General features: G+C 31.2%; 13 protein-coding genes. 7 read left to right on the top strand and 6 right to left on the bottom strand.

Annotation, left to right across the window (positions count from 1 at the left end):
* Nucleotides 1–60 precede the first annotated feature (60 nt).
* Genes C4S77_RS04555 through C4S77_RS04545 form a run of 3 tightly spaced genes read right to left on the bottom strand, consistent with a single transcriptional unit; the run spans nucleotide 61 to nucleotide 3759 of the window.
* On the bottom strand, nucleotides 61–1059 hold the full coding sequence (locus C4S77_RS04555) for a hypothetical protein (RefSeq protein ID WP_105246396.1): 999 nt from the start codon (nucleotides 1057–1059) through the stop codon (nucleotides 61–63).
* Between the two features lie 12 nt (nucleotides 1060–1071).
* On the bottom strand, nucleotides 1072–2532 hold the full coding sequence (locus C4S77_RS04550) for an MBOAT family O-acyltransferase (protein WP_105246394.1): 1461 nt from the start codon (nucleotides 2530–2532) through the stop codon (nucleotides 1072–1074).
* Nucleotides 2533–2580: 48 nt separating this feature from the next.
* Nucleotides 2581–3759 (bottom strand): M14 family zinc carboxypeptidase, encoded by a 1179-nt coding sequence (locus C4S77_RS04545; protein ID WP_105246392.1) that lies wholly within the window; start codon nucleotides 3757–3759, stop codon nucleotides 2581–2583.
* A 303-nt stretch (nucleotides 3760–4062) separates the two neighbouring features.
* Between C4S77_RS04545 and C4S77_RS04540 the strand changes: the two genes are divergently transcribed.
* Complete coding sequence (locus C4S77_RS04540) at nucleotides 4063–4581, top strand: helix-turn-helix domain-containing protein (protein ID WP_105246390.1); 519 nt, start codon at nucleotides 4063–4065, stop codon at nucleotides 4579–4581.
* A gap of 45 nt (nucleotides 4582–4626) precedes the next feature.
* Here the strand turns inward: C4S77_RS04540 and rplS are convergent, their stop codons facing one another.
* From rplS to ychF, 3 genes are all read right to left on the bottom strand, one after another.
* Nucleotides 4627–4986, bottom strand: a complete 360-nt coding sequence (gene rplS / locus C4S77_RS04535) for a 50S ribosomal protein L19 (RefSeq protein ID WP_105193129.1) — start codon at nucleotides 4984–4986, stop codon at nucleotides 4627–4629.
* A 167-nt stretch (nucleotides 4987–5153) separates the two neighbouring features.
* Complete coding sequence (locus C4S77_RS04530; RefSeq protein WP_105246388.1) at nucleotides 5154–5942, bottom strand: M48 family metallopeptidase; 789 nt, start codon at nucleotides 5940–5942, stop codon at nucleotides 5154–5156.
* Nucleotides 5943–6190: 248 nt separating this feature from the next.
* Entirely contained in the window at nucleotides 6191–7282 is a 1092-nt protein-coding gene (gene ychF / locus C4S77_RS04525; RefSeq protein WP_105246386.1) for a redox-regulated ATPase YchF, read from the bottom strand.
* Between the two features lie 126 nt (nucleotides 7283–7408).
* Between ychF and C4S77_RS04520 the strand changes: the two genes are divergently transcribed.
* The 6 genes from C4S77_RS04520 to C4S77_RS04495 all read left to right on the top strand — a co-directional run.
* Nucleotides 7409–9160 carry a VanW family protein gene (locus C4S77_RS04520; protein ID WP_105246385.1) on the top strand — a complete coding sequence of 584 codons (1752 nt, stop codon included), beginning with the start codon at nucleotides 7409–7411 and terminating at the stop codon, nucleotides 9158–9160.
* A gap of 244 nt (nucleotides 9161–9404) precedes the next feature.
* A complete protein-coding gene (locus C4S77_RS04515; RefSeq protein WP_105246383.1) occupies nucleotides 9405–11363 on the top strand; it encodes a type VI secretion system Vgr family protein in 1959 nt (652 codons plus the stop codon).
* 5 nt (nucleotides 11364–11368) lie between these two features.
* Nucleotides 11369–13054, top strand: a complete 1686-nt coding sequence (locus C4S77_RS04510; protein WP_105246381.1) for a hypothetical protein — start codon at nucleotides 11369–11371, stop codon at nucleotides 13052–13054.
* On the top strand, nucleotides 13051–13794 hold the full coding sequence (locus tag C4S77_RS04505; protein ID WP_105246380.1) for a hypothetical protein: 744 nt from the start codon (nucleotides 13051–13053) through the stop codon (nucleotides 13792–13794). Before C4S77_RS04510 ends, C4S77_RS04505 begins: the two co-directional genes overlap by 4 nt.
* Nucleotides 13795–13877: 83 nt before the next feature.
* Nucleotides 13878–14636, top strand: a complete 759-nt coding sequence (locus tag C4S77_RS04500; RefSeq protein WP_105246378.1) for a hypothetical protein — start codon at nucleotides 13878–13880, stop codon at nucleotides 14634–14636.
* A gap of 82 nt (nucleotides 14637–14718) precedes the next feature.
* On the top strand, nucleotides 14719–15374 hold a 656-nt coding region (locus C4S77_RS04495; RefSeq protein ID WP_146106025.1), incomplete at its 3' end, for a hypothetical protein.

The raw sequence follows: 15374 nt of genomic DNA, 5'->3' as shown, positions 1-15374 counted from the left end.
AAATATTCCAACAAAAATTATGAATTAATTATACATACCAATTAACCATTTTTTCCAAACTTAATGTAATGGTAATGCAGAAACAAAAGTTGAATCTTTTTTCATGTAATTTATAAATTCTTGGTCAAATAATTTTACTCCCTCTTGCGTAAAATGATTCGAATCATAAAAATACTGAGTTGGTATATCTAAAATAGTATTAAAATTATAATAGGGTCCGTAAGAAGAAAATTGCTTGTCTATATCACGATTATTAGTAATTGAATTAAATAAATTTTTAGTTACAGGAGTCTGTATTAATATAAATTTAATATTATGTTCTTTAATAAGTGTAATTAATTTTTTAAGTTCTTCTATATTAGAATGATGAAACCCTAATTTTACAGATTTAAATTTTTCAGGAACATAATTTCCATTTTTATATGAAGTCTCAACAAATCCCCCACCGATATACTCATCGTAATTTCCTTTTAAATTATATTTATCATATAACCTTTTTTTAGGTTCTTTATAAGAATCAAATATTCCACTACTATGAAAAAACGTAGAGTATAAGAAAGTATTAATTACTAATATATTTTTAGATTGAACTGCTAATTTTAAATTTGTCATACTAAATTCAGTACTAGATAAATAATCTGCTTTTGCTTCAGCTCTATCCATATCCAAAATAGTGGGATATATATCTAATATAATCAATTTTGGATTCATGGTATGAATATATTTTTCAAATAATAATTTCGAAATTACAGGAGTTTGTGCTACAGAACTCAGATCGAATATTTTTAAATTATTTTTTTCAAAAACTCTAGGATCATATCCTCTAAAGACATGAGAACTTCCTATAAAAAGAATATCTACATTTTTTACCGTGTCCGCTTCTTTTAAACGTGTATAAGTATGTCCTTCTGTTCTAAATTTAAATTGTAAATTTTTATTGATAAAAATAGGTAAAAATGTTCCCCATATAATTAAAAGTAAAAAATAAGTAACCATAGAAAAACCTAAAAAACATATAATTTTAGTCAGAAATCTTATTATTTGTTTATTTTTAAACATTGTTTATAAATATTAAAATTGAAAATAAATAAATGGTGAACCTTTTATTTCCATATACATAAAAATTAAGAAAATAATAAATGAATAAAAGAACCATCTGATTATAAAATTCCAATTATTACCCAATTTTTCTAAAGCATAATTATTTTCTCTCCCTATCCATTCTATAATTAAGAAAAACAATATTAATATAAAAACCACAATTATTCTAAACAATTTCCTCCTATCCTGAATAAAAGGAACTGTGAATAAATCTGCATTAAATATTTTCGAAATATAAGATACAGCATGATGTAAATTTTCTGATCTAAAAAATATCCATGCAAAGGTAATAATGATAAAAGTCAATAAAATAGATGTAAATTCTTTTAAAGAGGGTAGTTTTTTTCCTTGTGCTACAATATCTAAATTATGACGATTTGTTTTTAATATGATAGAAGGCATAATGAACAATGCATTTAATCCTCCCCAAAATATAAAAGTCCAATTAGCACCATGCCAAAAACCACTAACCAAAAAAATAATAAATGTATTTCTAATTCTCATCCAAGTACCTCCACGACTTCCTCCCAAAGGAATGTACAAATAATCTTTAAACCATGAAGACAAAGAAATATGCCAACGTCTCCAAAATTCTGCTACATCCCTGGAAAAATAAGGATAATTAAAATTTTTGAGCAAGTTTATCCCTAAAAGCCTGGATGATCCTAAAGCAATGTCTGAATAACCTGAAAAATCACCATAAATTTGGAAAGCAAATAATATTGCCCCTGTAACAAGTTCACTTCCTGATAATGTATCTGAAGAATCAAAAATAATATTTACATAATGTGCACAATTATCAGCAATTACTATTTTTTTAAATAATCCCCATAAAATCTGGCGCAATCCATCTACTGCTTGATAATAATTAAAATTTCTCTTTTTCTTTAACTGAGGAAGTAAATGGGTAGCTCTTTCTATAGGACCCGCAACCAATAAAGCAAAAAAACTTACAAACAGTGCATAATCCACAAAATTTTTTTCTACAGGAATTCTTTTTTTATAAATATCTATTACATATGAAAGTCCATGAAAAGTATAAAAGGAAATTCCTACCGGTAAAATAATTTGAAGAGTCCAAATATGAGGCTTTATACCTAAATTAGATAATAACTCAGCAAATGATTGTATAAAAAAGTTATAATATTTAAAAAAACCTAAAAAACCTAAATTTATGATAATACTAAGCAATAACCAAAAACGTCTTTTTCTTTTATTATTATGCCTTTCAATCATTATTCCTGAAAAAAAGTCTAATAAAGTAGAAAATATAAGTAAAATAAGAAATCTACGATCCCAACAAGAATAAAAATAATAACTACAAACTAAAAGAAAAAGATTCTGAATTTTTAATTTTTTATTGAAAACAAACCAATATAAAATAAATACTATTAATAAAAAAATTGCGTAGTTAAAAGAATTAAAAAACATCTAATAATTAATATTCTAAATATAGTTACAAATATAAGTATTATTTTATTATACTATTGATTCCAACTTATTCCCATTAACTATCACCCATTCATCTAATTGAAAATCTGCCTCCATATTTATTTTAGGATACTTATTATTTTCAGAATAAAATCTTCTTCCTTCTGCATTAATTTCTTTATGACCATATAAAAAAGACAAATCTCCAATCTCTTCAATTTTGGCTACAAAAGAAATATCCTCTTCTTCAGGAAATATGAACTCTGAGTACTGAATAGCTATATCAACCGTATTTTTTACATCTTCAGACAATGCTACATTTCTATAAATTATATCATAAAATGAAACTGAATTTTCGGGGATTTCTAAATAATCTTTATAATTATCTTTCCAAGTAGATTTATCTTTAAGCGCAGAATGTAAAGCTGTAATTAAGGCCAAAGTAAAATATTTTCTTGTTTTCTGTCTGTAATAATCATTAGGATAATGTCCTCCTTCGAATAAAAGGGTAGGAATTCCTAACTTTTGAAAATTATCTCCAACAGAACGCGGATAAAATTCATCGGAATATCGGGCAATTTTATTAGGTAATATTTTAGTTATTTCTTTATATATAGAAGCTATTATTCCCATAGATTGTTTTCTTATTTCTGTAATTTCTCTATCTTCTGAAACTGAAGGCGACAAAAACGACAATGTAGCTGAATGGTTTGTTGTCCCTACTCCATAGATAGTTCTTTGATCATGAAGATTAAAAGCTAAATCATAGATTTTCTCTTTTACAAGATTTTTTAAAATTCGGATTTCAGGAGAAGCTTCCGCTAAAAAATCACGATTTACATCTATATTCATAATATTCCTTCGCGTCCAGATTTCTGATCCGTCCGGATTTAGCATTAAAACTATATCTAATGTAAATTTTTCGAAAATCTCTTTTGCTAATTTATTTTCGTTTTTTAAAAATTTTAATAAATCTAAAACACTCAGTGTTCCTGTAGTTTCATTACCATGCATTTGAGTCCACAGAAGAATATTCTTTTTACCAACCCCTATAGATAATTTAAAAATAGGTTTTTTACAAACAGAATATCCCAACAAGGTTAGATTCTCTTTATAATTTTTTACTAGGAAGTCATTTAATTTTTTAGGATTGACATATCTGTTATTGAAAATTTCTTCAACGTCTAAATTTTGCTCTAGATCAACGATTTTTAATTCTGTGGACATAAGATACTTTTTTACAAATATATTCAAAAATAGAGAGTTTTCAATTATTTACATTTGTAAATTACAAATGTAAATAATTGAAATGTTTTTGATAATGAAAACTATGCCGTTTTGTCTGAAAAAAATAGATATGCTTATTTTATATAATTCAAATTATTGTTTACCAATAAAATATATTTAATTATTTAAAGATTGTGTTAAAGTGAGATTTAAATGTTTTTATGTAAGTTGTTGAGATATTTTAATTAATTTTGCATAAAAACTAGTATGTTACATATGTAACTAAATATACAAATGTAAAATATGGAAATTAACAAAAGAATAATTGCATTAATAGAAATCTTAGGATTAACACCTAGTGAATTTGCCGATAAAATTCAGGTACAACGATCCGGAATTTCTCATATAACTTCAGGAAGAAATAAACCTTCCTTAGATTTTTTGGAAAGTACTTTACGTTGTTTTCCTGAAATAAATTCTGACTGGCTAATATTAGGCAAAGGGAAACCTTTAAAATCTCAAAATAACGAAGATAACAGCTCAATAAAAACAGAAGATGCTTCTTATTTAGAGCCTATTGAAACTCTCTCCTCTCCTCTCCTTTTTCCTTTAGATGATGACAATAGGAAATCTGAAGAACAAAACCCGGAGGAAATAATAAAGTCTACTTTTAATGAAAATGCTAACAATAGTAACAAAATTGAAGATTCTCATAGTAATGAAAAATTAAATAAAGAAAATACAAACGAAAAAGAAATACAAAAAATTATAATTTTATATACAGACCACAGCTTTGAAGTTTATAAAAACAAAAAGGACTGAAAATGAATTTTCAGTCCTTTCGTTATATTATAAAGAATAGTAAATCTATGCTTCTTTTACTCTTGCATCTTTAATTCTGGCTTTTTTACCTCTTAAATCTCTAAAGTAGTAAATTCTAGACCTACGAACTTTTCCTTTTCTGTTTACCTCTATTTTTTGTAGAGCTGGCATATTTATAGGAAATACTCTTTCTACCCCTACATCTCCACTCATTTTTCTGATTGAAAAAGTTTTTGTAGCCCCTGTTCCTTTTACCTGTATTACTACACCTTTAAAAAACTGGGTTCTCGTTTTATTACCTTCTTTAATTTCGTAATAAACAGTAAGAGTATCCCCTGCATTAAATTCAGGAAATTCTTTTTTTGCAATGTACTTATCCTGTACATATTTAATTAATGGTTCCATGTATTATTATATGACTTATTTACCTTGAGTAACATTCACGTCTTTCGTCAGAGGTTAATCAATTCGGATGCAAAAATAATCAATTATTTTAATTTTACAAAAAATTAAAAAAATAAAACTACCGGCTAGCCGGTAGTTTTATTTTTTTATTATTATAGAGTATTTATTTATTTTTTACTATCTTTTTTAATTTTACTTTCTACTCTTTTTACTCGTTTTTCACTATCCGGATGGCTTGAAAATATCTTAGTTCCGGTACTTTTATCTGCTCCGGCTTCTTTTTCCAATTTTGCAATTTTTTCAAAAGCTGTAGCCAGAGCATGAGGATCTTTTCCATTATTTACCATAAAAGTGTAGGCATAATCATCTGCAGCTGATTCCTGGGTTTGAGAAAACTGCGCACCGGTAAGTTTAGTTGCAATATCACCTAAATCGGAATTTACCAAATCCGCTACAGAACCTGTAGTAGATCCGGCATATTTTGCAGCAGCAGCTGTAAGAAGAGCCTGTTTATATGCTTTTTTGGAATGCCCTAATTTCACATGTCCTATTTCATGTCCTATAATTCCTAATATTTCATCATCAGTCATCATATCCATTAAAGAAGAAAACACTCTAACACTCCCATCCGGACTTGCAAATGCATTAACATCTATTACATAATATACCTTATAATTAAGTTTTAATCCGTCATAATTTTTATAAGGGCCGAATATTTTTTCTAAACGATCTGCATAGGCCTTTTTCTTTTTATCTTTATCTTTGGTTGAACATGTAGCATTATGTTCATCCATCCATTTTACCGATGCAGCTGCAGCATCTTGTACCTCAGCATCTGTAACGGTAAGAGCTTTTGCTGCAGTGGATAAAGCTTGGATTTTTCCTTTATTCAGTTGTGCATTAAAACCTGCTATAGTTAAGCAAGCCATTGACATAGTAAGTAAGATCTTTTTCATAAACAATTTAATTATTGGGTACAAATATGTAATTTTTTTTTTATTTCACCAATAATTAAACAATGAATAATTTTCAATTTCTTAAAGACTGAAATAATAATTATTAAAATAAAAACAAAAAAATAGCTATTTAATTAACAAATAGCTACAAATATACAAATATAAGATAAAATACTTATTCTTTTTTAATAATAAAAAATCAATACTAATACTAATCTTAGTAAATTGAAGCTAAACCCAAAGATTAGCTATACATTAAAACGAAAATGCATAATATCTCCGTCCTTTACTACATATTCTTTTCCTTCTACCGATAGTTTTCCTGCTTCCTTAACCTTGGCTTCAGAACCATATTTTACAAAATCTTCATACGCAATAACTTCAGCTCTGATAAATCCTTTTTCAAAATCCGTATGAATAACCCCTGCTGCCTGTGGTGCCGTCCATCCTTTTTGTATGGTCCAAGCTCTAACTTCTTTTACTCCTGCCGTAAAATAAGTTTGAAGATCTAACAAATGATATGCCTGACGAATTAAACGATTTACGCCCGGTTCTTCCAATCCTAATTCTTCTAAAAAGATCTGTCTTTCTTCATAGGTTTCCAATTCAGATATATCTGCTTCTATCTGGGCTGCCAATACAATAATTTCAGCTTTTTCATTTTTTACTTTTTCTCGTACTTTTTCTACAAACTCATTCCCGCTCTTCGCAGATTTTTCATCAACATTACATACATATAGAATAGGTTTGAAAGTAAGTAACTGTAAGTCTGCCACAACCGGACCGGTAATTTCATCCGTTTCATATTCTCTGGCATTGCGTCCTTCTTCTATAAATTTCTGTAGTTTCTCTAAAACGGAAACTATTAACTGCTCTTCTTTATTTCCGGCTTTTGCTGCTCTTTTAGATTTTTCAAGTTTTTTCTCTATAGTCTCAAGGTCTTTCAGTTGTAGCTCTATATCAATAATCTCTTTGTCTCTCACAGGATCTATACTCCCTTCCACATGAGTAATATTATCATCCTGAAAACATCGTAAAACATGAATAATGGCATTCGTTTCCCGTATATTTGCCAAAAACTGGTTTCCCAAACCTTCTCCTTTGCTGGCACCTTTTACCAATCCGGCTATATCTACAATTTCCACCACTGCAGGCACCACTCTTTCCGGAATTACCAGTTCTTCTAATTTATTTAATCGAAGATCTGGCACTGATACGGTACCCACATTGGGTTCTATAGTACAGAAAGGATAATTGGCCGACTGAGCCTTTGCATTGGATAAACAGTTAAATAAAGTAGATTTTCCTACATTGGGTAAGCCCACAATTCCACATTTCATATTTTGAAAAATTTGTGCAAAGATAAAAATATTTTATTCTTGCCCACATAGCTTCTTTTTTTTAGATTTTATTATAATATTTTTTATGTATTTTTGGTCGTAAAAAGTTCTTAACTAAAGTCTACTATGAACAAAAAATTAATACTGGCAAAAAAACATAATTTATATCGGAACACTCTTTTTACTACCAAAACCTGCCTATTATCTGCCCAAAGAATGCTAAAAAATGCTCTGGAAGGAAATAAAAAATTTCCTGATAAAAAAGCCCTTATAGACCTACCGATTATTTCCGCATCAGAAAGTTACTTATGGAATGCGGACGACCAGGAAGATAATTGGATACTTACTGCCGGCAAAATCCAGAATTTAAGACTGGCAGCCCGGAATATTAACGGAGTGGAAATTCCTGCCGGAGAAATTTTCAGTTTTTGGAAATATATAGGAAACCCCAACTTCGGTAAGGGATTTGTTACCGGAAGAGAAGTAAAAGAAGGCTGTATTGTTCCTACCAAGGGCGGCGGCTTATGCCAACTTTCCAATGCTTTATATGATGCTGCTTTAAAAGCTGATTTTCAAATTATAGAGCGACATAGGCACTCTCAGGTGATTGCCGGTTCATTAGCTGAAAAAAATCGCGATGCTACTGTAAAATGGAATTATATAGACCTGCGTTTCCGCTCCAATTTTCCCTTCCGTATAGAAGTTCAAATGACCGATAGCCGGCTGATGGTTGTATTTAAAAGCTCACAAAAAAATAATCCAGAACTCAACACAAATTATAAAGAGTTTTTTAAAGCTTCTTCAATAAATGACTGTTATTCCTGCGGAAACAAAGCCTGTATATTACATAATGGTAGAGAAAAAATAAAAAATACCGGAAAAGTTACCTATATACTGGATGAGAAATGGATCGAATATGAAAAGTACCTGGAATCGGTTATTAATGAAAATGATGTTGTTCTCCTTCCTTTTACGCCCGAAAATAAATTGAAAAACAGTAAAAATTGCTGGAATTTAAAGGGAAAAAATATTCAAACTTGTTCTATCCCTTCCCTACGTCGGATTCTGAATTTCAAAATACATAAAGGAAAAAATCCTTTTGAACTGGCGCTTGCTGAAGATCAAAAAATTTGCCGTAAAATGGCTAAATTGATCCCAATAGAAAGTACTCATTTAGTAGTTTCACAAAACCTACTTCCTTTTTTATATAAAGATTTCCATACTGCAGGAAGAACGTTGGATGTTCTTATGTACCGTTTGCCAATAGAAATTTTACAGAAAAAGCTGGATGTAGCTTTCAGTACCTATTCTGAAAGTCCTACCCTGCATGACTTCAGAGCGTCCGCATCCATATGGAGCCTTGAAAATGAGGCCCTGAAACAAGCCCGTAAAATTATTACCCCTCATACTCAAATAGCTAAATTATTTCCTTCTAAAAGTCATTTACTCACTTGGCATATTCCACAAAAAAAGATACATAAGTCCCCTGAAGGGAAAAAAATTTTGTTTCCTGCTTCATCTTTAGGCAGAAAAGGAGCCTATGAAATGCGAAAACTCATAACCGAACTGGGGCTTCCGGTAGTTATTGCAGGAAAGGCCATAGAAAAAAATGATTTCTGGAAAAATATAGAGGTGGAATTTGCCGATAATGATAATCTGTTCCATAATATAGCTCTTCTTGTCTATCCTGCATATATTGAACACCACCCTCAACTTTTACTGGAGGCTATTTCTTTAGATATTCCTATGATTATTACAGAGGCTTGCGGAATTGAACCGGGCAAAAATATTACAGTAGTTCCTACCGGAAATTATGCCGAATTGAAAAAAGAAGTATCTAAATTTCTTTCTCTTCACCCAATTTTCCAATCTTTTTAAAATTATTTATTGCTTTTTTGGTTGTCAACAAAAATATAGAATCCCTTTATTCATAATACATGGGTAGGAATGTTGTTATACAAACCGAACAGAATCCTTTCATAGAAAGCAATACAGAAAAAAATAATTAAAAAAAAGTTGCCATCATATTAAAATAAACCCTATTTTTGCTTATCTCATTATGAGGTTAATAATGATTAATTATTTAGTTATTTAATAAAAAACAACTCAAAAACCTAGCTTTATGTCAGATTCATTATTTCCGGAGCCAGAGGAACTGCCTTCATCTCCCTTCAAAATCCTGAGCCAGGAAGAAATTGCCCGCCAACAATCCCTACAGGGCATAATTGCTACCTATGGCGGAAGCCGCGAAAACCTATACGGCGACTCTCCCTTGGTAAGCGTTTTTGTACAAATATCAGGAGAAGCAAGATTCACCCACACGAACTTCCGCCTTCAAATCCGCCAGAGGGTTAATTCCCACGATACCTTTGAAATGCTCTGCGATCCCGATGAGTACGGAGAAAACCAAGCCTACCTGTTAGAAAACAGCCGTAAAGATTTAGGCAAACGCATAACCTTTACCTTCAAGCAATGGGGAAAAAGCTGCTCGTTGTTTACCGGTGTACTTACAAGCATTTCCACCCGCAAAAAAGACGGGATCAAACAAATCGTCCTGCAGGGGAAATCGCCCTCTATCCTGATGGAAAACGGGTCTCATTGCCGCAGCTTTGAGAACCAAAGCCTTGAGGAAATCATCAAAGAAGTCATCCGCGACTATCCCCAAAACCTTATAAATTTCACAATCAACCCCAACCATAAAGAAAAAATCCCCTATATAGTACAATATAACGAGACCGATTTTGCCTTTATCCAACGATTGGCGGCACGTTACGGAGAATATTTCTACTATGACGGCAGCCGCTTTATCTTCTCTCCCTGGGGTGGAAAGATTACCGAACTGATGGAAGGAGAAGATGTCTATGACTATGAATTGAAAATGGAGGTACAGCCCCAGCACTACCACTATAGCGGATACGACCCCAAGCAGTCTCAGAGCTATAGTGTAGACTCTTCCGGGCAGTCGGTAGAAGCTTCAAAAAACCCCTTCCAGCAATATGCCGATCAGGTATCCCAAAAGCTCTTCCATGTAGAACCTTCGGGCTTTTACGAACAAAGCCTGCTGCCTCAGAGTCGACGGGATATAGAACAGGCGGTTTTGAGGGAAAACAAAAAAAGACAAAACCTGATAGATATAGAAGTAACCTCCAATAATCCGAATATAATGCTCGGAGATATAGCTAAGATGCTGGTTTGGATTCCGGATCATAAAATATTCAAAAACGGAAAAGTACCTATAGAATCCTATAAAATCACGGAGATTATACATGACTTTGCCGATGGTGAGGGGTATACCAATACCTTTTACGGAGTGCCCAAAGACCTGAGTGTACCTTTTTACACAGACCTTAGCAATACCCCCAAGGCAGACATCCAGCATGCCAAGGTTATAGATAATAAAGACCCACAGAAAATGGGAAGGGTACGGGTACAATTTACCTGGCAGCAGCCGTCAAACAGCAGTACCCCTTGGGTGCAGGTGATACAGCCGCATAGTGGGGGAAGCAAGGGCACGTATTTTAACCCGGAGATTGGGGAAATGGTCTTATGTGCCTTTCAAGGAGGCAATGCCGAATGTCCGGTAGTACTGGGGACCGCCTATAACGGAGGGGAAATTGCGGCGTATTATACGCAGGGGAATGATATAAAGGTGATACAAACCCGCAGTGGGACCAAGATTATCTTTAATGATGCCCAAGGGAAGGGTTCTATCTTGATAGAAGACCCCAGCGGAAACAAAATGTTTATGGATGGTGAAGGGAATATCTCGATACATGCGCCTAAAAATTTTTCTGTACATGCCGGGGAAGATATAAAGCTGAGTGCCGGAAAAAATATGGTTACCAACGTGGGAATAGATCAAACCACAAGCGTAGGGAAAAATTCCTCCACCCAGGTAGGCAGGCAGTATTCCTTGTTTGCCGCGGATATCTATGAAGAAGCTCTAGGAAATATAAGCTCTAAAGCAAAAGAAGCAATGGAAAATGCACAAGAAAAAGTAACTTCAACTCAAGGAAAAACCCAGTTTCATTCTCGTGAAAATTTTAAAACGAACAGCGGGGAAAAATCCAGATTATTTTAAGAGTTATGGCAGGAGGAAAAATAGTGAAAATAGCAGGAAAAAAGATAATTCAGGAATACGAAACCCTAACCTGTTATAATGAGAATTTTACCATAAATGCCGGAGAGGCCATAGAGCTCACTACCGATGCGGAAATGATTTGCGGAGACCCTGAAGAACCCAAAACCGGGGGCAAATATATTATACGGGGCTGGTGGAGCTCTGATAGAGATGGGCTTATTAAAATACACAAAGCCTGTTTAGGTGATACTGTGTTTTTCCAGATTGAAACCAAGAATATTCCTATATATAATGAGGCAAACGATGTCATAGATGAAGACCTGAGCCGGCTACATATTTCCTTTTATGACTTACAGCTGGGATTGGGATTTGATTTTATAGCCAGTGATCGGGAAATTAAAGGTGGACCTAAGTATGCCTATATCAATGAAGAAAACAGGGCCTGTGTTCCTATTAAAATACTGTATAATGATTTGACTATAGACTTTGTAAAAGAAGATAATACTCCGGGAGATATAGAAATATATTGCGTGGCAGAATACAAACCCTCATACAGTATCGGGTCAATTAATAATAACGGACCGGTATACCAGAAAGAAAGCTTACCGGTTTCTTTTCGGGATTACCTTAGTGTGGGGCTACCCGATATTCCCGATTTATATTTTATAAAACCCGGAATCAATTACCAGTTTCCCGAAATACGAAGCAGTGAGGGAAATGTTATTTACCTGCAATTATTGTTAAACCAGGAGGATTATACCCAAAAGAAAATAGATCAGGCCAAAGAAAAAATAAAAGGAAAAATAAAGGGAGTAGCCAAAGATGCCATGAAAGAAGCTACTGCAAAAGCATTGGACAAGTTTAAGGAATATTCTTATACGCTGGCTATACGCGAGTTAGAAAAAGGTTCTCTTATGTACACGGATGGAAGGGTAATACACCGCAAAAACGTATATGATACGGATATTACTATGATAGACGGAAATGTACGTAATATAAAGCGGGCATCTAATACCGGTTTTCGTGTGGCACACCCTACCCTGCAGGGAGACACCCACTATGCCACCACCCTGGGACTAAACCAATTGGAAGTTTTCGCCCAAAGCCATCCTGTACACACAGCAGCAAACCTGAGTACTAAGATATTTGAAACCCTAAGCTTTGTTATTGATGTAAAGGAAATGGAACAAAGCCTGTCTACAGGCACCCCGGATTATAAAGGATTGGGAAATCTGGCACTAAAGAAATTCTTTGGTTTTTTCCCTTCTTGGGTAGGTAAAATGGCCGGGCATCTTTCTATTGCAGTAGATTTATTGGTTGACCAATATAGCAAAGATATTGAGGAACTTTTAGAAGAGCAGACTATTATGGAATTTTTAAAGAAAAAAGAAGCAGGAATGAAAAGCATGAAGGATTTTTTACAATATGATAGACCTAATAAAAACTTATTAGAAGAAAAGATTACTGAATTAGGATTTAGATTTTTAACCATTAGTACACCTACCTTACAAAAGCTTTTAGCCAAGGAATTTAATACACTTGAAGAACTGAAGCATTTTGAATCAGGATTATATGAAAAGACAGATTCATTACATGGAATAGTATTTAGAGGAATCTGGAATCAATACTATAAACGATATGATAATTTTATTTACTGTATTTTTATTGACGAAAAAAGTTTAGATGTATGAAAAACTATATTTTATTATTAGGTATTTTACTTTTTACAAGCTGTAAAACTAAAGAAGATTATTCTAAATATACATATATTGATGAGGGAATAGAAAGTGATAAATATGAAATAAGTACAATCTTTCCTAAAGAAGTGGAATTATTTACCATTTTTGGTCCCCCTTATGCTTCTGACCCAAGAACCTATCGTGCTGAGGAAATCAATCAAATGCCTTTAATTGCATATGATCAGTCTAATTTTTTGTATTTTAGATATAAGAATAATAATAAAACTAATGATTTCAAATATAATATGTCAAAAAATATGATTGATACTTTAAGTACTGAAGACATGAATGTTATACGTAATTCTTATGCTCATAAGGAAAATAAATTTGTTAATTTTAAATTCCCTGAAGCAGAGGAATATTATAAGGTAATTAAAAAGGAATATTATAGTGAAATTTCTGAAGAAGAAAAAAAGAGAGTTTTAGAAGAATATAAAGACAGTAAAGAAGAAATAAAACAAGCTGTTATTGAAACCCGTTCATTACGGTATAATATAACCTATGCAGAATTACAAATGCCTAAGGAAAAAATTCATTTTAAATTTAATTGTAATTTAAATAAGAATATAGAACTCTTTGGTAATGAAGAATTATATAAAAAAGGATATATGTATATATATATTTTTTATAATTTGGATATGTTCCCACATTCAGGTGGTTTATATGTAATACGACCTAAGGCAAAGAAATAAAACTAAATCTTTAAACGGTAATAATATAAAGTCTTTATTTTTATTTTTTTATATCTGAGCAAATATTGAAAAACTAACCTTTTATGAAAAACTATATTTTATTATTAGGTATTTTACTTTTAATAAGCTGCAAAACTAAAGAAGATTATTCTAAATATACATATATTGATGATAATCTTAAAAGTAATAACTATGAAATTGTATCCCTAATGTCCGAGAAATATCAAATCAAAAATATGTTAGGATATACCTTGACTAGAGGAATGTTTTCTCCTGAACAGGAAAAAAAAACATGGGATATGCCTTTGATATATTTTAATAAAAAAAATATGATTTTTTTTATTATATATGACCGTGATAATTCTATTGCTTATTATATGAAATATAATTGTCTAACTAATAAAAAAGATACCATTAATAACGAGGATAGTATTAAAAGATACAAAAAGATTTTTGAGGATAATTATAAGAAAAAAAATGATTTAGTAGATTTTAAATTCCCTGAAGCTGAAAAATATTATAAGACAAAAAGTGAATTAAAAGATACCATATCAAAGGAAAATATTAAAATAATTTATGAAAAATACCCTGATAATGAGAATAAAAGAAATCAAATGAAAAATTTGATGTCTATCTATTATAAAACAGATTTCATTAATTTACATATGCCTAATGAAAATATTAAGTTTAAATATAATTTATTAGGTAATGGTAAAATTATCTTCTTTGGCACTGAAGAATTATACAAAAAAGGATATATATTTATATACATATATAACATTTCAAACATATTCCCGCATTCAGGTGGTTTATATGTAATACGACCTAAGGCAAAGAAATAAAACTAAATCTTTAAACGGTAATAATATAAAGTCTTTATTTTTATTTTTTATATCTATGCAAATATTGAAAAACTAACCTTTTATGAAAAACTCTATTTTATTATTAGGTATTTTACTTTTTATAAGCTGCAAAACTAAAGAAGATTATTCTAAATATACATATATTGATGAGGGAATAGAAAGTGATATATATGAAATAAGTACAATCTTTCCTAAAGAAGTGGAATTATTAACCATTTTTGGAGAACGTTATCCCGCTGACCCAAGATTTTCTCATGCTGAGGAAATCAATCAAATGCCTTTAATTGCATATGATCAGTCTAATTTTTTGTATTTTAGATATATGAATAATTATAAAATTAATGATTTCAAATATAATATGACAAAAAATATGATTGATACTTTAAGTACTGAAGACATGAATGTTATACGTAATTCTTATGCTCATAAGGAAAATAAATTTGTTAATTTTAAATTCCCTGAAGCAGAGGAATATTATAAGGTAATTAAAGAGGAATATTATAGTGAAATTTCTGAAGAAAAGAAAAATAAAATATTAGAAGAATATAAAGACAGTAAGGAAGAAATAAAACAAGCTGTTATTGAAACCCGTTCATTACGATATACTATAACCTATGCAGAATTACAAATGCCTAAGGAAAAAATCCATTTTAAATTTAATAGTGATTTAAAAAAGAAAATAGAGTTTTTTGGAAATGAAGAATTATATAAAAAAGG

It is taken from the genome of Apibacter adventoris, from assembly GCF_002964975.1.
Lineage (GTDB): Bacteria > Bacteroidota > Bacteroidia > Flavobacteriales > Weeksellaceae > Apibacter > Apibacter adventoris.
Note: the sequence above shows the minus strand (reverse complement) of the source record. Positions and strands in the feature narration are given on the sequence as shown.

Coding starts and splice junctions, on each gene's coding strand:
- C4S77_RS04540 (WP_105246390.1), top strand. CDS start 4,063: ATGGAAATTAACAAAAGAATAATTGCATTAATAGAAATCTTAGGATTA.
- C4S77_RS04520 (WP_105246385.1), top strand. CDS start 7,409: ATGAACAAAAAATTAATACTGGCAAAAAAACATAATTTATATCGGAAC.
- C4S77_RS04515 (WP_105246383.1), top strand. CDS start 9,405: ATGTCAGATTCATTATTTCCGGAGCCAGAGGAACTGCCTTCATCTCCC.
- C4S77_RS04510 (WP_105246381.1), top strand. CDS start 11,369: ATGGCAGGAGGAAAAATAGTGAAAATAGCAGGAAAAAAGATAATTCAG.
- C4S77_RS04555 (WP_105246396.1), bottom strand. CDS start 1,059: ATGTTTAAAAATAAACAAATAATAAGATTTCTGACTAAAATTATATGT.
- C4S77_RS04505 (WP_105246380.1), top strand. CDS start 13,051: ATGAAAAACTATATTTTATTATTAGGTATTTTACTTTTTACAAGCTGT.
- C4S77_RS04545 (WP_105246392.1), bottom strand. CDS start 3,759: ATGTCCACAGAATTAAAAATCGTTGATCTAGAGCAAAATTTAGACGTT.
- C4S77_RS04550 (WP_105246394.1), bottom strand. CDS start 2,532: ATGTTTTTTAATTCTTTTAACTACGCAATTTTTTTATTAATAGTATTT.
- C4S77_RS04500 (WP_105246378.1), top strand. CDS start 13,878: ATGAAAAACTATATTTTATTATTAGGTATTTTACTTTTAATAAGCTGC.
- rplS (WP_105193129.1), bottom strand. CDS start 4,986: ATGGAACCATTAATTAAATATGTACAGGATAAGTACATTGCAAAAAAA.
- ychF (WP_105246386.1), bottom strand. CDS start 7,282: ATGAAATGTGGAATTGTGGGCTTACCCAATGTAGGAAAATCTACTTTA.
- C4S77_RS04530 (WP_105246388.1), bottom strand. CDS start 5,942: ATGAAAAAGATCTTACTTACTATGTCAATGGCTTGCTTAACTATAGCA.